Here is a 19,768-nt window from a genome sequence, read left to right as displayed (position 1 = left end):
GCCGAAGGGAGCGGAGAAACCCGGTGCCCACGATCCAGCAGCTGGTCCGAAAGGGCCGCCAGGCGAAGACGACCAAGACCAAGACCCCGGCGCTGAAGGGTTCCCCTCAGCGGCGCGGCGTGTGCACCCGCGTGTACACCACCACCCCGAAGAAGCCGAACTCGGCGCTGCGCAAGGTCGCTCGCGTGAAGCTCAGCAGCCAGATCGAGGTGACCGCCTACATCCCGGGCGTCGGTCACAACCTGCAGGAGCACTCGATCGTGCTCGTCCGCGGTGGCCGGGTGAAGGACCTTCCCGGCGTGCGTTACAAGATCGTTCGCGGATCGCTGGACACCCAGGGTGTCCGCAACCGCAAGCAGGCGCGCAGCCGTTACGGCGCGAAGAAGGAGAAGAGCTGACATGCCGCGTAAAGGACCCGCTCCGCGGCGGCCGCTGGTCGCTGACCCGGTGTACAACTCTCCGCTGGTCACCCAGCTGGTGAACAAGATCCTGCTGCGCGGCAAGCGTCAGCTCGCCGAAACCATCGTGTACGCCGCTCTCGAGGGCTGCCGCGAGAAGTCCGGCACCGACCCGGTCGTCACCCTCAAGCGGGCGATGGACAACGTCAAGCCGACCCTCGAGGTGCGCAGCCGTCGTGTCGGTGGCGCCACCTACCAGGTTCCGGTCGAGGTTCGCCCGACCCGGGCGACCACCCTGGGCCTGCGTTGGCTGGTCACCTACTCCCGCGCTCGGCGTGAGAAGACCATGGTCGAGCGGCTGATGAACGAGCTGCTGGACGCGAGCAACGGCCTCGGTGCCGCCGTCAAGCGGCGCGAGGACACGCACAAGATGGCCGAGTCCAACAAGGCCTTCGCGCACTACCGCTGGTAACACCCTGGTTCCGGCGCCCACTGGGCGCCGGAACCGCCACCAGTTGAGTCGAGACGACGATAAGTAGGGATTGAAGTGGCCGCCGCAGACGCGCTCGCCAACGTACGCAACATCGGCATCATGGCGCACATCGATGCCGGTAAGACCACCACCACCGAGCGAATCCTCTTCTACACCGGCATCACGTACAAGATCGGTGAGGTCCACGAGGGCGCTGCCGTCATGGACTGGATGGAGCAGGAGCAGGAGCGTGGTATCACCATCACCTCCGCTGCTACCAAGTGTGAGTGGAAGGGCCACACGATCCAGATCATCGACACGCCTGGCCACGTCGACTTCACGGTCGAGGTCGAGCGGTCGCTGCGGGTCCTGGATGGTGCGGTCGCGGTTTACGACGGTGTCGCCGGCGTCGAGCCGCAGACGGAGAACGTCTGGCGGCAGGCCGACAAGTACAACGTCCCGCGTATGTGCTTCGTCAACAAGCTCGACCGGACCGGCGCCGACTTCTTCCGCTGCGTGCAGATGATGATCGACCGGCTGAACGCCACCCCGCTGGTGCTCCAGATCCCGATCGGGCTCGAGGGCGACCACATCGGTGTCGTCGACCTGATCGGCATGCGCGCCCTCACCTGGCGCGGGGAGACCCAGAAGGGTGAGGACTACGCGATCGAGGAGATCCCGGCCGAGCTGGCCGACTCCGCGGCCGAGTGGCGCGAGAAGCTGATGGAGACCCTCGCCGACGTCGACGACTCGGTGATGGAGAAGTACCTGGAAGGCGAGGAGGTCTCCGTCGAGGAGATCAAGGCCGCCATCCGGCGTGCCACCATCGCTGGCAAGGCCAACCCGGTGCTCTGCGGCTCGGCGTTCAAGAACAAGGGCGTTCAGCCCATGCTCGACGCCGTGGTCGACTTCCTGCCGTCGCCGCTGGACGTTCCGGCCATCGAGGGTACGGCCACCGACGGCGAGACCCCGCTGCTGCGCAAGCCGTCCAACTCGGAGCCCTTCTCCGGCCTGGCCTTCAAGATCCAGACGGACAAGCACCTCGGCAAGCTCACCTACGTGCGGGTCTACTCCGGCACGCTCGATTCCGGTTCCCAGGTGGTCAACTCCACCAAGGACCGCAAGGAGCGCATCGGCAAGATCTACCAGATGCACGCCAACAAGCGGGAAGAGCGTCCGTCGGCGCAGGCCGGCGACATCATCGCCGTCCAGGGTCTCAAGCAGACCACCACCGGCGACACGCTCTCGGACCCGGCGAACCCGGTCATCCTGGAGTCGATGACCTTCCCGGAGCCGGTCATCTCGGTGGCGATCGAGCCGAAGACCAAGTCCGACCAGGAGAAGCTGGGTACGGCCATCCAGCGCCTGGCCGAGGAGGACCCGACCTTCCGCGTCCAGCTGGACGAGGAGACCGGTCAGACGGTCATCTCCGGCATGGGCGAGCTGCACCTGGACATCCTGGTCGACCGGATGCGCCGCGAGTTCAACGTCGAGGCCAACGTCGGCAAGCCGCAGGTGGCGTACCGCGAGACCATCCGCCGCAAGGTGGACAAGGTCGAGTACACCCACAAGAAGCAGACCGGTGGTTCCGGCCAGTACGCCCGCGTGATCGTGAGCGTCGAGCCGCTGCCGCTGGACAACGACTCGCCGACCTACGAGTTCGCCAACGCGGTCAGCGGCGGTCGCATCCCTCGGGAGTTCATCCCGTCGGTGGACGCCGGTGCGCAGGATGCGTTGCAGTACGGCATCCTGGCGGGCTTCCCGCTGGTCGGCGTGAAGCTGACCCTGCTGGACGGCCAGTACCACGAGGTCGACTCGTCGGAAATGGCATTCAAGATCGCCGGCTCGATGGTGATGAAGGACGCGGCCCGCAAGGCCGATCCTGCACTGCTCGAGCCGATGATGGCCGTTGAAGTCACCACTCCTGAGGAGAACATGGGTGACGTCATCGGTGACCTCAACTCCCGCCGCGGCATCATCCAGGCGATGGAGGAGCGCAGCGGCGCCCGCATCGTCCGGGCTCTGGTGCCGTTGTCGGAGATGTTCGGCTACGTCGGCGACCTGCGGTCGAAGACCCAGGGCCGGGCTAGCTACAGCATGCAGTTCGACTCCTACGCTGAGGTTCCGCAGAGCGTCGCGAAGGAGATCATCGCCAAGGCAACGGGCGAGTAACGCCCTGAGCAGGTGATTCGTGGTTGGTCGCGGGAGGTTTCACCCGCCCGCGGCCACCACGATCGGATCGCGTGAGACCGGGCCTGTAGGCTTCATCGCCGCAGAACCCACAATGGCTTCCCGGCCGTCAGGCCGGAAAGGCTGTCGACAGAGTCCTAAGCGCCGACCGGCGCGCCGGGCGTACGAACCAAGAAGTCCACAGGAGGACACCAGTGGCGAAGGCTAAGTTCGAGCGGACTAAGCCGCACGTCAACATCGGCACCATTGGTCACATCGACCACGGTAAGACGACGCTGACGGCGGCCATCACCAAGGTCCTGCACGACCAGTTCCCGGACCTGAACCCTTACACGCCGTTCGACGAGATCGACAAGGCGCCGGAGGAGAAGGCCCGCGGTATCACGATCTCGATCGCGCACGTCGAGTACCAGACCGAGGCGCGGCACTACGCGCACGTGGACTGCCCCGGCCACGCGGACTACATCAAGAACATGATCACCGGTGCCGCGCAGATGGACGGCGCGATCCTGGTGGTCGCGGCGACCGACGGCCCGATGCCGCAGACCCGCGAGCACGTGCTGCTGGCCCGTCAGGTTGGTGTGCCGTACATCGTCGTGGCGCTCAACAAGAGCGACATGGTCGATGACGAGGAGCTCCTGGAGCTCGTCGAGCTCGAGGTTCGTGAGCTGCTCTCCTCGCAGGAGTACCCGGGTGACGACCTGCCGGTCGTTCGGGTTTCGGCGCTGAAGGCCCTCGAGGGTGACCCCGAGTGGACCGGCAAGCTGCTGGACCTGATGACCGCGGTCGACACCTCGATCCCGCAGCCGGAGCGCGAGGTTGACAAGCCGTTCCTGATGCCGGTTGAGGACGTCTTCACGATCACCGGTCGTGGCACCGTCGTCACCGGTCGCGTGGAGCGCGGCGTTCTCCTGCCGAACGAGGATGTTGAGCTCGTCGGTATCAAGGAGAAGAGCTTCAAGACCAAGGTCACCGCGATCGAGATGTTCCGGAAGACCCTGGACGACGCCCGCGCAGGCGAGAACGTCGGCCTGCTGCTGCGTGGCACCAAGCGCGACGAGGTCGAGCGCGGCATGGTCGTCGTGAAGCCGGGCTCGAACACCCCGCACACGGAGTTCGAGGCGACGGTCTACATCCTCTCCAAGGAGGAGGGCGGCCGGCACACCCCGTTCTTCCAGAACTACCGCCCGCAGTTCTACTTCCGGACCACGGACGTCACCGGTGTCGTCACCCTCCCCGAGGGCACCGAGATGGTCATGCCGGGTGACAACACCACCATGTCGGTGAAGCTGATCCAGCCCATCGCCATGGAGGAGAACCTCAAGTTCGCGATCCGCGAGGGTGGCCGCACCGTCGGCGCCGGGTTCGTCACCAAGATCCAGAAGTGAACTAGGTAACCCCGATTAGGCCCGCCGCCGGTCGTGCGGCATACTAGTCAGGTTGCGTAACGACAGACCGTCGCCTGTGTTCGGCTTGCGCTGAACCTCCGGGTGGCGAGACAGTCGAGCGTGGGGTGGTTGGCGGCCCAGTCGCCAACCACCCTCGCACGGCGTTCAGGTCGCGGTAATGCGATCGGCGCCTTGACCCCCCGCGCGGTCAGCACCACTCCGGAACCACGGGGCGGAGCCCGGCCCGAGGGCGCGACACGCCCGACCGCGGGGGTCGGCGAAGTGGGCCTGTACCAGCCGGTACAGGCGCCCGCAACACAGCGGCATCGAGAGAAGGAACAGAAGCCACCATGGCGGGACAGAAGATCCGCATCCGGCTCAAGGCCTATGACCACGAGGTCGTCGACTCCTCGGCTCGGAAGATCGTCGAGACGGTGACGCGCACCGGGGCGCAGGTCGCGGGCCCGGTGCCGCTGCCCACGGAGATCAACCGTTTCTGCGTTATCCGCTCGCCGCACAAGTACAAGGACTCGCGCGAGCACTTCGAGATGCGCACGCACAAGCGGCTGATCGACATCATCGACCCGACCCCGAAGACGGTCGACTCGCTCATGCGCCTCGACCTGCCGGCTGGCGTCGACATCGAGATCAAGCTGTAGGGACCGGACAAATGGACAGGCAAGTCAAGGGGATCCTGGGCGCCAAGCTCGGCATGACCCAGGTCTGGGACAACAACCGTGTTGTTCCCGTGACCGTGGTCGAGGCCGGCCCGTGCGTCATCAGCCAGGTTCGTAGCGCCGAGAAGGACGGTTACTCCGCGGTCCAGCTGGCGTACGGCACCATCGACCCGCGCAAGGTCAAGAAGCCGATCAGCGGGCACTACGCCAAGGCGGACGTGGCACCGCGCCGGCACATCGTCGAGCTGCGCACCACGGACGCTGGGGAATACTCGCTCGGCCAGGAAGTCACGGTCGAAGAGTTCCCGGCCGGCGTCACCATCGACGTCACCGGCAAGACCAAGGGCAAGGGCTACGCCGGCCCGATGAAGCGGCACGGCTTCCACGGTCTCGGCAGCAGCCACGGTGTCGAGCGCAAGCACCGTTCGCCCGGTTCCATCGGCGCCTGCGCGACCCCGGGTCGTGTCTTCAAGGGCACCCGGATGGCCGGCCGGATGGGTGGCGTTCGCTACACGGTGCAGAACCTGACCGTCCAGGCGGTCGACACCGAGAACAACCTCCTGCTCGTCCGTGGTGCCATTCCTGGTCCCAAGGGCGCGCTGGTTCTGGTCCGTACCGCGGCCAAGATCAAGGTGAAGAAGGGCGGTGCGGCCAAGTGACCACCGTTGACGTGCGCACCGTCGAAGGCACCACCAGCAGCTCGGTCGAGCTGCCGGCGGACATCTTCGACGTGCAGGCCAACGTCGCGCTGATGCACCAGGTCGTGGTGGCCCAGCTCGCGGCGGCCCGACAGGGCACGCACAAGACCAAGACTCGGGCCGAGGTCGCCGGTGGCGGCAAGAAGCCTTACAAGCAGAAGGGCACCGGTCGCGCCCGGCAGGGCTCGATCCGCGCGCCGCAGTTCGCCGGTGGTGGCGTCGTGCACGGTCCCGTGCCGCGTGACTACAGCCAGCGGACCCCGAAGAAGATGAAGGCTGCCGCCCTGCGCGGTGCCCTCTCCGACCGGGCTCGCGCCGGGCAGGTGCACGTCGTCGAGGCGTTCGTCTCGGGCGAGAAGCCGTCGACCAAGGCGGCCCTGGCCACGCTGACCAAGCTCACCGAGGCCCGTCGGGTCCTGGTCGTGCTGAGCAGCACCGACGAGCTGAACTGGGTGTCGCTGCGCAACGAGCCGCGCGTGCACCTGATCGAGTCCGGCCAGCTGAACACGTACGACGTGTTGGTGGCCGACGACGTGGTCTTCACCAAGGACGCCCTGGACGAGTTCCTGGGCGTGCCCGCCGAGACCACCGAGGAGGGTGGCAAGTGAGCACGATCGCCGACCCGCGCGACATCATCGTGGCGCCGGTCGTCTCGGAGAAGAGCTACAGCGAGCTGAACCGGAACTGGTACACCTTCCTGGTGCACCCGGACGCGAACAAGACCGAGATCAAGATCGCTATCCAGCAGATCTTCAACGTCCGCGTCCTGACGGTCAACACGCTCAACCGCCAGGGTAAGCGCAAGCGCACCAAGACCGGTTTCGGTCAGCGCAAGGCGACCAAGCGGGCGATCGTGAAGCTGGCTGACGGTGACCGCATCGAGGCCTTCGGCGGCCCGGTCAGCTGAGGGGTGTAGACAATGGCTATCCGTAAGTACAAGCCGACGACGCCGGGCCGACGTGGCTCGAGTGTCGCTGACTTCGCCGAGATCACCCGGTCCACGCCGGAGAAGTCGCTGCTGGTTCCGCTGCCGAAGAAGGGCGGGCGTAACGCCCACGGCCGGATCACCACGCGGCACCACGGTGGCGGTCACAAGCGCCAGTACCGTCTGATCGACTTCAAGCGGGTCGACAAGGACGGCGTGCCGGCGAAGGTCGCTCACATCGAGTACGACCCGAACCGCACGGCGCGCATCGCGCTGCTGCACTACGCCGACGGCGAGAAGCGGTACATCATCGCGCCGAAGGACCTGAAGCAGGGCGACCGCGTCGAGTCCGGTCCGGGCGCCGACATCAAGCCGGGTAACAACCTGCCGCTGCGCAACATCCCGGTCGGTACCACGATCCACAACGTGGAGCTGCGTCCGGGTGGCGGGGCCAAGCTGGCCCGGTCCGCCGGCGTCGGCATCCAGCTGCTCGGCCGTGAGGGCGCGTACGCGACCCTGCGTATGCCGTCCGGCGAGATCCGGCGTGTGGATGTTCGCTGCCGCGCCAGCGTCGGCGAGATCGGCAACGCCGACCAGTCGAACATCAACTGGGGTAAGGCCGGCCGTATGCGGTGGAAGGGCAAGCGCCCGACCGTCCGTGGTGTCGCCATGAACCCGGTCGACCACCCGCACGGTGGTGGTGAGGGTAAGACCTCCGGTGGTCGCCACCCGGTCAACCCGCAGGGTAAGCCCGAGGGCCGCACCCGCCGTAAGGGCCAGCCGAGTGACCGGCTGATCGTCCGCCGCCGCTACGCCACGCGTAAGCGCGGCTGAGGGAGATAAGACATGCCTCGCAGCCTGAAGAAGGGCCCGTTCGTAGACGACCACCTGCTCAAGAAGGTGGAAGTCCAGAACGACAAGGGCTCTAAGAACGTGATCAAGACCTGGTCGCGGCGCTCGACGATCATCCCGGAGATGCTGGGACACACGATCGCCGTGCACGACGGACGCAAGCACGTCCCGGTGTTCGTGACCGAGGCGATGGTCGGGCACAAGCTCGGCGAGTTCGCGCTGACCCGCACTTTCAAGGGTCACGAGAAGGACGACCGGAAGAGCCGTCGGCGCTGACGCCGCGGGCATACGGATAGAGGGAACAAGGGGTTACAGCGATGCCAGGAAAGGGCGACGCTCCGGTGCTTCCGGGCGCGCGGGCGGTTGCGCGGCACGTGCGCATCTCGCCGATGAAGGCGCGCCGGGTGGTCAACCTCGTCCGCGGCCTGCCCGCGAAGGAGGCGCTCACGGTGCTGCAGTTCGCGCCGCAGGCTGCGAGCGAGCAGGTGTACAAGGTGCTCGCTAGCGCGATCGCCAACGCGGAGAACAACGAGCGGCTGGACCCCGACGCGCTGCTCGTCAGCGAGGCCTTCGTGGACGAGGGCCCGACGATGAAGCGGTTCCAGCCGCGGGCGCAGGGTCGGGCGTACCGGATCCGCAAGCGGACCTGCCACATCACGGTGGCGGTCGAAGCGGTCGCGCCGGCAACGCCGCGGAAGGCCGCGGCGAAGAAGGCCGCCCCGGCCACTGAGGCCGCACCGGCCGAAGCGCAGAGCAAGACGGAGGACGCCGAGTAATGGGTCAGAAGGTTCACCCCACTGGGTTCCGGCTCGGCATCTCGACCGACTGGAAGTCCCGTTGGTTCGCGGACAAGCTCTACAAGGACTACATCGGCGAGGATGTCAAGATCCGCCGCATGATGTCCAAGGGCCTCGAGCGTGCCGGGATCTCCAAGGTCGACATCGAGCGCACCCGCGACCGGGTTCGCGTCGACATCCACACCGCCCGGCCGGGCATCGTCATCGGCCGTAAGGGTGCGGAGGCCGACCGGATCCGCGGCGAGCTCGAGAAGCTCACCGGCAAGCAGGTTCAGCTGAACATCATCGAGGTGAAGAACCCCGAGTCGGACGCTCAGCTGGTTGCGCAGGGTGTCGCCGAGCAGCTGTCCAGCCGGGTCAGCTTCCGTCGGGCGATGCGCAAGGCCATGCAGTCGGCGATGAAGAACCCGGTCTGCAAGGGCATTCGGGTTCAGGTCTCGGGTCGCCTCGGCGGCGCCGAGATGAGCCGGACCGAGTTCTACCGTGAGGGCCGGGTTCCGCTGCACACGCTGCGGGCCAACATCGAGTACGGCTTCTTCGAGGCCCGTACCACGTTCGGTCGGATCGGTGTGAAGGTCTGGATCTACAAGGGCGACGCCGTCCCGGGCCGGGAGGCTCCGGCCGAGGCCGGTCCGTCCCGCCCGCGTCGTGGTGAGCGTGGCGACCGTCCCGAGCGTCCGCGCCGTGGCCGGTCGGGTTCGTCCGGCACCACGGCCGGTGGCACCGAGGCCGGCAGGGCTGCTGCGACCACCATCGCGCAGCAGGCCGAGACGCCGAGCGGCGAGCCGGTCGACAGCGCAGCTGTCGCGGCCGCGGCTGCTCCGGCAGAAACGCAGCAGGAGGGCTGACAGATGCTGATGCCGCGCAAGCCCCCGAAGGGCTTCCGCAAGCCGCACCACCCGGACCGCAGTGGCGCGTCCAAGGGTGGTAACCGGGTGGTGTTCGGCGAGTTCGGGATCCAGGCTCTCGAGCCGGCGTACGTGACCAACCGGCAGATCGAGTCGGCACGTATCGCGATGACTCGCCACATCAAGCGTGGTGGCAAGGTCTGGATCACGATCTTCCCGGACCAGGCCCTCACCAAGAAGCCTGCCGAGACCCGGATGGGTTCCGGTAAGGGTTCGCCCGAGTGGTGGGTCGCCAACGTCAAGCCGGGGCGGGTTCTCTTCGAGATGTCCTTCCCCAACGAGCAGATCGCGCGAGAGGCCATGCGTCGCGCGATCCACAAGCTCCCGATGAAGTGCCGCATTGTTACGCGCGAAGTGGGTGAATCCTGATGGCAGCGGGCGTTAAGGCGACCGAGCTGCGTGAGCTCTCCGAAGAGGAGCTGGTCACGAAGCTGCGGGAGGCCAAGGCGGAGCTGTTCAACCTCCGCGTGCAGGCCGCAACCGGGCAGCTGGACAACAACCGGCGGTTGCAGGTCATCCGTCGGGAGATCGCCCGGATCTACACGATCATGCGTGAGCGCGAGCTGGGGCTCTCGGCCGCGCCGACTGAGGTGACTGCATCATGACCGAAGAGACCGCCACCGCCGCCGCGCGGTCGCGCCGCAAGGTCCGCGAGGGCCTGGTGATCAGCGACAAGATGGACAAGACCGTCGTGGTCGAGGTCGAGGACCGGGTTCGGCACGCGCTGTACGGCAAGATCATGCGCCGTACGGCCAAGCTGAAGGTGCACGACGAGCAGAACGCCGCTGGCACCGGTGACCGGGTTCTCATCATGGAGACCCGGCCGCTGAGCGCCACCAAGCGTTGGCGGATCGTGGAGATCCTGGAAAAGGCCAAGTAGCGAAGGCTCGAGCTCGCCCGGCGTTGCGTCGGGCGTAGGTTCCGCCAGGCTCCGGCCGGCCGCTACGGCGGCCGGAGAACCGGCAGACATAGGAGATAGACGTGATTCAGCAGGAGTCGCGACTGCGCGTCGCCGACAACACGGGTGCTCGGGAGATCCTGTGCATCCGGGTTCTCGGTGGCTCGGGTCGGCGCTACGCGAGCATCGGCGACGTCATCGTGGCCACGGTCAAGGACGCGATCCCGGGTGCCGGTGTGAAGAAGGGCGACGTCGTCAAGGCGGTCGTCGTTCGCACGGCCAAGGAGAGGCGTCGGCCGGACGGCTCGTACATCCGCTTCGACGAGAACGCCGCCGTCATCATCAAGGACGGCGGGGACCCGCGTGGAACCCGCATCTTCGGCCCGGTGGGCCGGGAGCTGCGGGACAAGCGGTTCATGAAGATTATTTCCCTCGCGCCGGAGGTGTTGTGACCGTGAAGGTCAAGAAGGGCGACACGGTCGTCGTCATCGCCGGCAAGGACAAGGGTGCCAAGGGTAAGGTCATCGCGGCCTTCCCGCGGCAGGACAAGGTCCTGGTCGAGGGCGTGAACCGGGTCAAGAAGCACACCCGCATCAGCACCACCCAGCGTGGCGCCAAGACCGGCGGCATCGTCACCCAGGAGGCCCCGATCCACGTCTCGAACGTGCAGGTCCTGGACTCCGACGGCAAGCCGACGCGCGTCGGTTACCGGATCGACGACAACGGCCAGAAGGTCCGCATCGCGCGTAGCACCGGTAAGGACCTGTGATGACCACGGCTACCGAAAAGACCCTGCCGCGCCTCAAGGAGCGGTACCGCAACGAGATCGTGGCCCAGCTGCGCGAGCAGCGCAGCTACGGCAACCCCATGCAGGTGCCGCGGCTGGTCAAGATCGTCGTCAACATGGGTGTCGGCGAGGCTGCTCGCGACGCCAAGCTGATCGACGGCGCGGTCCGCGACCTCGCCACGATCACCGGCCAGAAGCCGCAGGTGCGGCGGGCGACCAAGTCCATCGCGCAGTTCAAGCTCCGCGAGGGCATGCCGATCGGTGCGAAGGTGACCCTTCGTGGCGACCGGATGTGGGAGTTCCTGGACCGGCTGCTCTCCATCTCGCTGCCGCGTATCCGCGACTTCCGCGGTCTGGACGGGCGCAAGCTGGACGGGCACGGCAACTACACGTTCGGTCTGACCGAGCAGTCGGTGTTCCACGAGATCGACCAGGACCGGATCGATCGCCAGCGGGGCATGGACATCACGGTGGTCACCACCGCCACGACCGACGACGAGGGCCGGGCGCTGCTCAAGCTCCTGGGCTTCCCGTTCAAGGAGAACTGAGATGGCCAAGAAGGCGCTGATCATCAAGGCGGCCGCGAAGCCGAAGTTCTCGGTTCGCGCGTACACCCGCTGCCAGCGGTGCGGGCGTCCGAAGGCGGTCTACCGCAAGTTCGGGCTCTGCCGGGTCTGCATCCGGGAGATGGCCCACCGCGGTGAGCTGCCGGGCGTGTCCAAGGCTTCCTGGTAAGGGCGACCGCGTCCCGGCCGTCGGCCGGGAACTCCTGCACCGATTAGGTATTGCTCTTCGCCGTAGGCCCGGGGCTGATGCCCCGGGAACCCCGGCGAGAAAGGCTGACGAAATCCATGACGATGACCGACCCGATCGCAGACATGCTCACGCGTCTGCGTAACGCCAACCAGGCGTACCACGATCAGGTGAAGATGCCCTACTCCAAGATCAAGGCGAACATCGCCGAGGTCTTGAAGGCCGAGGGTTACATCGCCACCTGGTCGGTCGAGGAGCCCGAGGAGGGCGCCGTCGGCAAGCGACTGGTCGTCGAGCTGAAGTACGGCCAGAACCGCGAGCGGAGCCTGGCCGGCATCAAGCGCGTGTCCAAGCCCGGTCTCCGGGTGTACGCCAAGTCGGACGGGCTCCCCCGGGTGCTCGGTGGGCTGGGCGTGGCGATCATTTCGACGTCCCAGGGGCTGCTGACCGACCGGCAGGCCCGCAAGCGGAGTGTTGGCGGGGAAGTCCTCGCCTTCGTCTGGTAACGGGAGACAGGTAGAAATGTCGCGAATTGGACGTAAGTCGATCCCGGTACCAGCCGGCGTCGATATCACGATCGACGGGCAGACCGTCAAGGTCAAGGGCCCCAAGGGCCAGCTCCAGCACACCCTCGCCGAGCCGATCACGGTCGAGCGGGCCGAGGATGGGCAGCTGAGCGTCAACCGGCCGAACGACGAGCGCAAGGCCAAGGAGCTCCACGGCCTGAGCCGTACGCTGGTTGCCAACATGATCGTCGGGGTCACCGAGGGCTACCGCAAGAGCCTGGAGATCGCCGGCACCGGTTACCGGGTCACCGCCAAGGGTTCGGACCTCGAGTTCGCGCTCGGGTTCTCGCACCCGGTGATCGTCCCCGCCCCGGCGGGCATCACCTTCACGGTGGAGCGGCCGACCCTGTTCCACGTGGCTGGCATCGACAAGCAGCAGGTCGGTGAGGTCGCCGCCAACATCCGGAAGATCCGTCCGCCGGAGCCCTACAAGGGCAAGGGCGTGAAGTACCAGGGCGAGGTCATCCGCCGCAAGGCTGGAAAGGCAGGTAAGAAGTGAGCGCCACGCTGCTCAAGCGCCGCCGCGGTGTCGCCGCCAAGCGCGCCGTTGGGCGTGCGCGTCGACACTTCCGCGTCCGCAAGAACGTCAGTGGTACGGCCGAGCGTCCGCGCCTGGTCGTCACCCGTTCGCTGCGGCACATGGTCGCCCAGATCGTCGACGACACCAAGGGTCACACCCTGGCGTCGGCGTCGACCCTGGACGCCTCGCTGCGCGGTACGGAGGGCGACAAGAGCGCCCTGGCTGGCAAGGTGGGCGCGCTGCTCGCCGAGCGGGCCAAGGCCGCCGGCGTCTCCAAGGTCGTCTTCGACCGCGGTGGCAACCGGTACGCGGGGCGAGTCGCCGCGCTTGCCGACGCCGCCCGCGAAGCCGGGCTCGAGTTCTAACAACCCCGTCACGAGAGATAAGGAAGGCTGCTGATGCCAGGTCAACAGCGCCGTGGCGGCGGGTCCGGTGGCAACGAGGGTGGTCGCCGCGACAACCGCCGTGAGGGCGGCCGCGGAAACGCGCCCGTCGAGAAGACCCCGCACCTTGAGCGGGTCGTCGCGATCAACCGCGTCGCCAAGGTCGTGAAGGGTGGTCGTCGCTTCAGCTTCACCGCTCTGGTGATCGTGGGCGACGGCGACGGCACGGTCGGCGTGGGCTACGGAAAGGCCAAGGAGGTGCCCGCGGCCATCGCCAAGGGTGTCGAGGAGGCCAAGAAGCACTTCTTCAAGGTTCCGCGGATCGGTCAGTCGATCCCGCACCCGGTGACGGGTGAGGACGCCGCTGGCGTCGTGCTGCTCAAGCCGGCCTCGGCCGGTACGGGTGTCATCGCCGGTGGTCCGGTGCGTGCCGTGCTGGAGTGCGCCGGGATCCACGACGTGCTCTCCAAGAGCCTCGGCTCGTCGAACCCGATCAACATCGTGCACGCCACCGTGGCGGCCCTGAAGGGGCTTGAGTCCCCTGAGCAGGTCGCAGCGCGTCGTGGTCTGCCGGTGGAGGACGTCGCGCCGGCCGCCATGCTGGCGTCGCGTGCGGGGGTGGCGCACTGATGGCACGTCTGAAGGTCACCCAGCTCCGGTCCGTCATCGGGACCAAGCAGAACCAGCGTGATTCGCTGCGTTCGCTCGGTCTCAAGCGGATCAACGATGTGGTGGTCAAGGAGGACCGGCCCGAGATCCGCGGCATGATCTTCACTGTGAACCACCTCGTGAAGGTCGAGGAGGTCGAGTAATGACGATCAAGGTGCATCACCTGCGCCCGGCGCCCGGTTCCAAGACCGCGAAGACCCGTGTGGGTCGCGGTGAGGGTTCCAAGGGCAAGACCGCTGGTCGCGGTACCAAGGGTTCCAAGGCCCGTAAGAACATCTCGGCGGCGTTCGAGGGTGGGCAGATGCCCATCCACATGCGCCTGCCGAAGTTGAAGGGCTTCAAGAACAAGTTCAAGGTGGTCTTCCAGGTTGTCAACCTGGACCGACTCGCTGAGCTGTTCCCGAACGGTGGCGAGGTCGGCCCGCTGGAGCTCGTCGAGTCCGGCGCGGTCCGCAAGGGCCACCCGGTCAAGGTCCTCGGCACCGGGGACCTCGGCGGGGTCGCGCTCCAGGTGTCTGCGCACGCGTTCAGTGCGTCGGCCAAGGAGAAGATCGCCGCCGCCGGTGGCTCCACCACCGAGCTGTAAGGCGTACCACCCATGGCGCCCGTCCAGTTGTGAGCAACTGGCGGGCGCCATGGTCTACCTGGGCCCATTGCGGCCGGTAACATCGGATTCGATTTATGTAGTCGGGCGCATCTGCCCGGACCGGCGTGGGGCTGTTAGAGTCCCATCCCAGCCATGGATTGCGGGCGCTCGCCCGTGATCCACCCCCACCCGCCAGGGTTCACCGGCGGCCCGCCTCGCGCAGGAGGAAGAAGTTGCTGTCCGCCTTTCTCAGTGCGTTCCGTACGCCTGACCTGCGCAAGAAGCTGCTGTTCACAGTAGGCATCATCGCGGTCTACCGGCTGGGTGCAACGCTCCCCAGCCCGGGCGTCTCGTACGGCAACGTGCAGAAGTGCCTCGACTCGATCTCGGGCGACTCGACGGGGCCGCTGAACCTGCTCAACCTCTTCTCCGGCGGAGCGTTGCTGCAGCTCTCGGTCTTCGCGCTGGGCATCATGCCCTACATCACCGCGTCGATCATCCTGCAGCTGCTGACCGTCGTGATCCCGCGCCTGGAGCAGCTCCGCAAGGAGGGCCAGGCCGGCCAGGCGAAGATCACCCAGTACACCCGCTACCTGACCCTCGGTCTTGGTGTGCTGCAGGCCTCGGCGTTCGTGGCCCTGGCCCGCTCGGGGCAGCTGTTCCAGAACAAGTGCGACCAGTTCCCGATCATCCCGACCGGCACCGGCATCCCGGACTGGCTGACCCTGGCCATCCTGGTGATCACCATGACCGCCGGCACCGGCATGGTCATGTGGCTCGGTGAGCTGATCACCGACCGCGGCGTCGGCAACGGCATGTCCGTCCTGATCTTCACCTCGATCGCGGCCCGCCTGCCCAGCGAGGGCTGGCAGATCAAGACCAGCAAGGGCTGGGACATGTTCGCCCTGGTCATCGCGCTGGTCCTGGTGGTCATCACCGCAGTCACCTTCATCGAGCAGGCGCAGCGCCGGATCCCGGTGCAGTACGCCAAGCGGATGATCGGCCGGCGGATGTACGGCGGCACCTCGACCTACATCCCGCTGAAGGTCAACCAGGCTGGTGTGATCCCGGTCATCTTCGGTTCTTCGCTGCTCTACCTGCCGCAGTTGGCTCTGCAGTTCTTCGACCAGAACGACCCGGGCAAGGTCCAGGCGTGGATCCAGAACAACCTGGTGGCACCGGACAGCCCGATCTACATCACGGTCTACTTCCTGCTGATCATCTTCTTCACGTACTTCTACGTCTCGATCACGTTCAACCCGACCGAGGTCGCGGACAACATGAAGAAGTACGGCGGGTTCGTGCCGGGCATCCGCCCGGGCAAGCCGACGGCCGACTACCTCGACTTCATCCTCAGCCGGATCACCCTGCCGGGCGCGCTCTACCTCGGCGTCATCTCGATCCTGCCGAACTTCTTCTTCATCTGGCTGGACAACCAGCAGTACCAGAACTTCCCGTTCGGCGGCACCGCTGTGCTCATCATGGTCGGCGTCGGTCTGGAGACCGTGAAGCAGATCGAGAGCCAACTCATGCAGCGGAACTACGAAGGGTTCCTGCGGTAGATGAGACTCGTTCTGGTTGGCCCGCCGGGCGCGGGTAAGGGCACGCAGGCGGAATTCGTCGCCGCGCACCTGTCGGTGCCCAAGATTTCGACCGGAGACATCTTCCGTTCGAACGTCACCCAGGGCACGCCGCTCGGTATCGAGGCGAAGCGGTACATGGACGCAGGCGAGCTGGTTCCGGACGAGGTCACCATCAACATGGTCCGGGACCGGCTGGCCGAGCCCGACGCCACCGAGGGCTTTCTGCTCGACGGTTTCCCGCGGACCACTCCGCAGGCCGCCGCCCTGGACAAGCTCCTCGCCGATCTGGGCACCGCCCTGGATCTGGTCCTGGAGTTGGTGGTCGACGACGACGAGGTGATCCGGCGTCTCTCCGGTCGGCGTACCTGCCGGGGCTGCGGGAAGATCTGGCACGTCGAGTTCGACGCCACCACCCGGCCCGGCATCTGTGACAGGTGCGGCGCCGAGCTGTTCCAGCGCGACGACGACAAGCCGGAGACGATCGCCACCCGGCTTCGTGAATACAGCGAGAAGACCGCGCCCCTGGTCGACTACTACGGCGCTCAGGGCAAGCTGGTCGGGATCGACGCCACCGGCCCGGTGGAGGACGTCACCACCCGGGCCATCGACGCACTGCGGTCGTACGGCGGCTGAGGTCCTGCCGGGCCACGGCGGATAGAGTGCGAACAGCGGGGTACGCGTGACGTGCCCCGCTGTTCGGCAACGAAAGGTAATCGCTCAATGCGTCGTCCCCAGCTGGACATCCAGCTGAAGACCCCTGACCAGATCGAGAAGATGCGGGCCGCCGGGTTGGTGGTGGCCGAGGCGCTTCGCCGGATGCGGGAGGCAGTTGCCCCCGGTGTCAGCACCGCCGATCTGGACGCCATCGCCGAGTCGACCATCCGCGAGGCGGGTGGCGTTCCGTCGTTCAAGGGCTACCACGGCTTCCCGGCGTCGATCTGCTCCTCGGTCAACGAGCAGATCGTGCACGCCATCCCCTCGCCGGGGCAGGTGCTCCAGGCTGGTGACCTGATCTCCATCGACTGCGGCGCGGTGCTGGACGGTTGGCACGGCGACTCGGCGATCACCGTCGGGGTCGGCGACGTCGATCCGGCGCTGCTGAAGATGGCCGAGGTCGCCGAGGACGCGATGTGGGCCGGCATCGCCGCCGCCGCACGTGGTGCGGCCAGCGGCAAGGGCCGACTGACCGACATTTCCCACGCGGTGGAGAGCGCGGTCCGCAAGGGCGGCCGGTACGGCATCGTCGACGGCTACGGCGGGCACGGCATCGGCACCGAGATGCACCAGGACCCGCACGTGCTGAACCACGGTCGGCCGGGCAAGGGCCCACGACTGGTTCCCGGCATGGCGTTGGCCATCGAGCCGATGATCACGATGGCGTCGCCGCGTACGGTCGAGTTAGCCGACGGGTGGACGGTGGTGACCCGGGACGGCTCGGTGGCCGCGCACGTCGAGCACTCGATGGCTCTGCTGCCGGACGGCGTCTGGGTGCTCACGGCCTTCGACGGGGGTCGGGCCCGCCTCGGCGACCTGGTCACCGCGCGGCAACCCGCCGCCTCGACCGCCCCCTGACCGGTCCGGCCGCGGAGCACAGCTCCACCCTGAGGGGATCAAGGCTGGAGCGGTCGGGTCGGACGGGACTGGCGTGACGGTGGCATGCTTGCCGGCATGAACGGGCGCGACGGGATGCGAGCCGCGGACGCGGACCGTGCGGCGGTGGCCGACCGGTTACGGGTCGCCCTCGAAGAAGGCCGACTGGACCTGCACGAGTACGACGAGCGGTTGCAGCGGGCCTACGCGGCGCGCACGTACGCCGAGTTGGAGTCTCTGCTCGGCGACCTGCCACCGGTGACACCGGCGCAGCGGTCGACCCTGGCGACGGCCTCAGCCGGCGCTTCGGCTGTCGGCCCCGTGGCCGGTCAGCCCGATCAGGTCTCCGGCCGGGGCGTCACCGCCCGGTGGCTGGCCGATCTGTGGTTGCCGTACCCGCAGGTGATCCTGGTCGTGGTGATCATCTGGGCGGTGACGTCGCTGCTCAGTCAGGACCTGCTCTACTTCTGGCCGGCCTGGGTGGCCGGGCCGTGGGGCGCGGTGCTGCTGGTCCGTACGGTGACCGGGCTGTCCGCGGGGGAGCCCCGGCGCCAAGCGGTCGAGCGGGAGCGCAAGCGGCAGCGTAAGCGGGCGAAGCGGGAACGCAAGAGGGAGCTGCGCCGCCGCTGAACCGGACGAACGGGATGCGCCGCCAGTGGTTGGTTGACCGCTGGCGCCGGCGGAGTCGCCGCCGGTTCGGGCGTGGACCGGTCGTCGACGACCGGCGTGCAGGGGCCGGCGGTGGGTCTCGCGGAGATCATCGGACCCTCGGCTGAGGGCTCGATCGCCGACACGGCGGTGCGGTGGGTGGCCGGTTTGGCGACCGCGCGCAGGCCGGCGTACACTTTCAGATCGGCGCACAGCGTCCACTCCTTCATGCCCACCCTGCGCTTCGGTGGGACCTGGAGCCGCGGCTGGCGCGGGCATCTGATTTTGGTCAGATTCCCGTGTAAGACGTTGTGGGCCGCCCGGAGCAATCGACGTCAGGACAGCGGAGGACATGCCGAAAAAAGACGGAGCCATTGAGATCGAGGGTCGGGTCATCGAGCCCCTGCCGAACGCCATGTTCCGGGTGGAGCTCGCGAACGGCCACAAGGTGCTGGCTCATATCAGCGGCAAGATGCGGCAGCACTACATCCGCATCCTTCCGGAGGACCGGGTCGTCGTCGAACTTTCGCCGTACGACCTGACCCGCGGGCGCATCGTCTACCGCTACAAGTAGTCCTGACGACGGCCGGGAGTCCCGTGTCCGTCTTCGACGTCTGGTGTCGTGCAACGCGCGTCCCCGGGCCAGATGGGAAGTAAGGCAACCGTGAAGGTCAAGCCGAGCGTCAAGAGGATCTGCCAGAAGTGCCGGGTTATCCGCCGGCACGGCCGGGTCATGGTCATCTGCAGCGACCCGCGCCACAAGCAGCGCCAGGGCTGATTCAGCCCGTCCGGCCGTAACACCGCCGGGTGGCGTTGGTCCAGGCAGATCCCCAGCGACACACACATCACACATGCTCGTCCCAGCCACGAGCGGTACGCGAGACGTACTCCTGCGTGGCTGACCCCCGGTCGGAGGCCGGGGCCCGCTCGGGCAGCGACCGTTCCCGGTCGCCGGCGCTCACCGCGTCGGAAAGACGGGACGGCCGGTAGCGGGATGGGACGGGTCCACACCTCCGCCACACATCACGAGGAGTACGCCCGCACATGGCACGTCTAGTCGGCGTGGATCTCCCCCGCGAGAAGCGGATGGAAATCGCGCTCACCTACATCTTCGGGCTCGGTCGCACCCGCGCCCAGGAGACACTCGCCGCTACCGGCATCTCGCCGGACAAGCGCGCTCGGGACCTCACGGACGAGGAGCTCGTGCAGCTCCGCGACCACATCGAGGGCAACTACAAGGTTGAAGGCGACCTGCGCCGCGAGGTCGCCGCTGACATCCGCCGCAAGGTTGAGATCGGCTGCTACGCCGGCATCCGGCACCGCCGGGGCCTGCCCGTGCGTGGCCAGCGGACCAAGACCAATGCACGGACCCGCAAGGGCCCGAAGCGGACCGTCGCCGGCAAGAAGAAGCCCGGCAAGAAGTAGTTCTTGACCGGATGACGGGGTCGGCCGCCGAGATAGGGCAGGCCGCAACCCAATC

Annotated in this window: 31 protein-coding genes and 1 pseudogene; all 32 read left to right on the top strand. The window is 67.2% G+C overall.

Going from position 1 to position 19,768, the window contains the following annotated elements; all coding sequences use genetic code 11:
• Window positions 1-23: 23 nt before the first annotated feature.
• The 32 genes and pseudogenes from rpsL (at window position 24) to rpsM (ending at window position 19,713) form a co-directional block, all read left to right on the top strand.
• Window positions 24-398: a 30S ribosomal protein S12 gene (gene rpsL, locus JOD64_RS10785; RefSeq protein WP_007465318.1), complete on the top strand. Its 375-nt coding sequence runs from the start codon at window positions 24-26 to the stop codon at window positions 396-398.
• A gap of 1 nt (window position 399) precedes the next feature.
• Window positions 400-870 carry a 30S ribosomal protein S7 gene (gene rpsG / locus JOD64_RS10780; RefSeq protein ID WP_030489583.1) on the top strand — a complete coding sequence of 157 codons (471 nt, stop codon included), beginning with the start codon at window positions 400-402 and terminating at the stop codon, window positions 868-870.
• A gap of 75 nt (window positions 871-945) precedes the next feature.
• Window positions 946-3,042, top strand: coding sequence for an elongation factor G (gene fusA, locus JOD64_RS10775; RefSeq protein WP_184178729.1), 2,097 nt, complete (start codon window positions 946-948; stop codon window positions 3,040-3,042).
• Between the two features lie 212 nt (window positions 3,043-3,254).
• Complete coding sequence (gene tuf, locus JOD64_RS10770; RefSeq protein WP_184178727.1) at window positions 3,255-4,448, top strand: elongation factor Tu; 1,194 nt, start codon at window positions 3,255-3,257, stop codon at window positions 4,446-4,448.
• Window positions 4,449-4,798: 350 nt separating this feature from the next.
• Complete coding sequence (rpsJ, locus tag JOD64_RS10765; protein ID WP_007073037.1) at window positions 4,799-5,107, top strand: 30S ribosomal protein S10; 309 nt, start codon at window positions 4,799-4,801, stop codon at window positions 5,105-5,107.
• An 11-nt stretch (window positions 5,108-5,118) separates the two neighbouring features.
• Window positions 5,119-5,784: a 50S ribosomal protein L3 gene (gene rplC, locus JOD64_RS10760; RefSeq protein ID WP_204942101.1), complete on the top strand. Its 666-nt coding sequence runs from the start codon at window positions 5,119-5,121 to the stop codon at window positions 5,782-5,784.
• Window positions 5,781-6,431 carry a 50S ribosomal protein L4 gene (gene rplD / locus JOD64_RS10755; protein ID WP_110563096.1) on the top strand — a complete coding sequence of 217 codons (651 nt, stop codon included), beginning with the start codon at window positions 5,781-5,783 and terminating at the stop codon, window positions 6,429-6,431. Before rplC ends, rplD begins: the two co-directional genes overlap by 4 nt.
• Window positions 6,428-6,730 carry a 50S ribosomal protein L23 gene (gene rplW, locus JOD64_RS10750; protein WP_007465304.1) on the top strand — a complete coding sequence of 101 codons (303 nt, stop codon included), beginning with the start codon at window positions 6,428-6,430 and terminating at the stop codon, window positions 6,728-6,730. The genes rplD and rplW overlap by 4 nt, the downstream gene beginning before the upstream one ends.
• 12 nt (window positions 6,731-6,742) lie before the next feature.
• A complete protein-coding gene (gene rplB, locus JOD64_RS10745) occupies window positions 6,743-7,582 on the top strand; it encodes a 50S ribosomal protein L2 (protein WP_110563095.1) in 840 nt (279 codons plus the stop codon).
• A 12-nt stretch (window positions 7,583-7,594) separates the two neighbouring features.
• Window positions 7,595-7,876, top strand: a complete 282-nt coding sequence (rpsS, locus tag JOD64_RS10740) for a 30S ribosomal protein S19 (protein ID WP_007465299.1) — start codon at window positions 7,595-7,597, stop codon at window positions 7,874-7,876.
• A gap of 41 nt (window positions 7,877-7,917) precedes the next feature.
• Complete coding sequence (gene rplV, locus JOD64_RS10735) at window positions 7,918-8,376, top strand: 50S ribosomal protein L22 (RefSeq protein WP_088987577.1); 459 nt, start codon at window positions 7,918-7,920, stop codon at window positions 8,374-8,376.
• Window positions 8,376-9,245 (top strand): 30S ribosomal protein S3, encoded by an 870-nt coding sequence (gene rpsC / locus JOD64_RS10730; RefSeq protein WP_007465294.1) that lies wholly within the window; start codon window positions 8,376-8,378, stop codon window positions 9,243-9,245. The genes rplV and rpsC overlap by 1 nt, the downstream gene beginning before the upstream one ends.
• Before the next feature lie 3 nt (window positions 9,246-9,248).
• Window positions 9,249-9,674, top strand: coding sequence for a 50S ribosomal protein L16 (rplP, locus tag JOD64_RS10725; protein ID WP_007465292.1), 426 nt, complete (start codon window positions 9,249-9,251; stop codon window positions 9,672-9,674).
• Complete coding sequence (rpmC, locus tag JOD64_RS10720; RefSeq protein ID WP_007465283.1) at window positions 9,674-9,910, top strand: 50S ribosomal protein L29; 237 nt, start codon at window positions 9,674-9,676, stop codon at window positions 9,908-9,910. The genes rplP and rpmC overlap by 1 nt, the downstream gene beginning before the upstream one ends.
• Complete coding sequence (rpsQ, locus tag JOD64_RS10715) at window positions 9,907-10,185, top strand: 30S ribosomal protein S17 (protein WP_030489590.1); 279 nt, start codon at window positions 9,907-9,909, stop codon at window positions 10,183-10,185. Before rpmC ends, rpsQ begins: the two co-directional genes overlap by 4 nt.
• A gap of 101 nt (window positions 10,186-10,286) precedes the next feature.
• Window positions 10,287-10,655, top strand: coding sequence for a 50S ribosomal protein L14 (gene rplN / locus JOD64_RS10710; protein ID WP_007465279.1), 369 nt, complete (start codon window positions 10,287-10,289; stop codon window positions 10,653-10,655).
• Window positions 10,652-10,972 carry a 50S ribosomal protein L24 gene (gene rplX / locus JOD64_RS10705; protein ID WP_204942100.1) on the top strand — a complete coding sequence of 107 codons (321 nt, stop codon included), beginning with the start codon at window positions 10,652-10,654 and terminating at the stop codon, window positions 10,970-10,972. Before rplN ends, rplX begins: the two co-directional genes overlap by 4 nt.
• Window positions 10,972-11,538, top strand: coding sequence for a 50S ribosomal protein L5 (gene rplE, locus JOD64_RS10700; RefSeq protein WP_110563094.1), 567 nt, complete (start codon window positions 10,972-10,974; stop codon window positions 11,536-11,538). The genes rplX and rplE overlap by 1 nt, the downstream gene beginning before the upstream one ends.
• Window position 11,539: 1 nt before the next feature.
• Window positions 11,540-11,725: a type Z 30S ribosomal protein S14 gene (locus JOD64_RS10695; RefSeq protein ID WP_007465272.1), complete on the top strand. Its 186-nt coding sequence runs from the start codon at window positions 11,540-11,542 to the stop codon at window positions 11,723-11,725.
• A gap of 116 nt (window positions 11,726-11,841) precedes the next feature.
• On the top strand, window positions 11,842-12,249 hold the full coding sequence (rpsH, locus tag JOD64_RS10690) for a 30S ribosomal protein S8 (protein WP_007465270.1): 408 nt from the start codon (window positions 11,842-11,844) through the stop codon (window positions 12,247-12,249).
• A 16-nt stretch (window positions 12,250-12,265) separates the two neighbouring features.
• The gene (gene rplF, locus JOD64_RS10685) at window positions 12,266-12,808 is read left to right on the top strand and encodes a 50S ribosomal protein L6 (RefSeq protein ID WP_204942099.1); all 543 of its coding nucleotides are present in this window, start codon (window positions 12,266-12,268) and stop codon (window positions 12,806-12,808) included.
• Window positions 12,805-13,194 (top strand): 50S ribosomal protein L18, encoded by a 390-nt coding sequence (gene rplR / locus JOD64_RS10680; RefSeq protein ID WP_110563093.1) that lies wholly within the window; start codon window positions 12,805-12,807, stop codon window positions 13,192-13,194. The genes rplF and rplR overlap by 4 nt, the downstream gene beginning before the upstream one ends.
• 33 nt (window positions 13,195-13,227) lie before the next feature.
• Complete coding sequence (gene rpsE, locus JOD64_RS10675) at window positions 13,228-13,842, top strand: 30S ribosomal protein S5 (protein ID WP_074314587.1); 615 nt, start codon at window positions 13,228-13,230, stop codon at window positions 13,840-13,842.
• A complete protein-coding gene (rpmD, locus tag JOD64_RS10670) occupies window positions 13,842-14,024 on the top strand; it encodes a 50S ribosomal protein L30 (RefSeq protein ID WP_204942098.1) in 183 nt (60 codons plus the stop codon). Before rpsE ends, rpmD begins: the two co-directional genes overlap by 1 nt.
• On the top strand, window positions 14,024-14,467 hold the full coding sequence (rplO, locus tag JOD64_RS10665; RefSeq protein WP_204942097.1) for a 50S ribosomal protein L15: 444 nt from the start codon (window positions 14,024-14,026) through the stop codon (window positions 14,465-14,467). Before rpmD ends, rplO begins: the two co-directional genes overlap by 1 nt.
• A gap of 233 nt (window positions 14,468-14,700) precedes the next feature.
• Window positions 14,701-16,029 carry a preprotein translocase subunit SecY gene (gene secY, locus JOD64_RS10660; RefSeq protein ID WP_204942096.1) on the top strand — a complete coding sequence of 443 codons (1,329 nt, stop codon included), beginning with the start codon at window positions 14,701-14,703 and terminating at the stop codon, window positions 16,027-16,029.
• Window positions 16,030-16,683: an adenylate kinase gene (locus JOD64_RS10655; protein WP_204942095.1), complete on the top strand. Its 654-nt coding sequence runs from the start codon at window positions 16,030-16,032 to the stop codon at window positions 16,681-16,683.
• Between the two features lie 87 nt (window positions 16,684-16,770).
• Window positions 16,771-17,622: a type I methionyl aminopeptidase gene (gene map, locus JOD64_RS10650; RefSeq protein ID WP_204942094.1), complete on the top strand. Its 852-nt coding sequence runs from the start codon at window positions 16,771-16,773 to the stop codon at window positions 17,620-17,622.
• A 96-nt stretch (window positions 17,623-17,718) separates the two neighbouring features.
• Window positions 17,719-18,307 (top strand): annotated as a pseudogene (locus tag JOD64_RS10645) (DUF1707 SHOCT-like domain-containing protein).
• Between the two features lie 333 nt (window positions 18,308-18,640).
• Window positions 18,641-18,862: a translation initiation factor IF-1 gene (infA, locus tag JOD64_RS10640; protein ID WP_007073013.1), complete on the top strand. Its 222-nt coding sequence runs from the start codon at window positions 18,641-18,643 to the stop codon at window positions 18,860-18,862.
• A 90-nt stretch (window positions 18,863-18,952) separates the two neighbouring features.
• Complete coding sequence (rpmJ, locus tag JOD64_RS10635; protein ID WP_088952025.1) at window positions 18,953-19,066, top strand: 50S ribosomal protein L36; 114 nt, start codon at window positions 18,953-18,955, stop codon at window positions 19,064-19,066.
• A gap of 266 nt (window positions 19,067-19,332) precedes the next feature.
• Window positions 19,333-19,713, top strand: coding sequence for a 30S ribosomal protein S13 (rpsM, locus tag JOD64_RS10630; protein WP_088950226.1), 381 nt, complete (start codon window positions 19,333-19,335; stop codon window positions 19,711-19,713).
• The last annotated feature ends 55 nt before the right edge of the window (window positions 19,714-19,768 follow it).

It is taken from the genome of Micromonospora luteifusca, from assembly GCF_016907275.1.
In the GTDB taxonomy this organism is placed as follows: domain Bacteria; phylum Actinomycetota; class Actinomycetes; order Mycobacteriales; family Micromonosporaceae; genus Micromonospora; species Micromonospora luteifusca.
The sequence above is the reverse complement of the archived record's forward strand: the minus strand, read 5'-3'. Positions and strand labels throughout refer to the sequence as shown.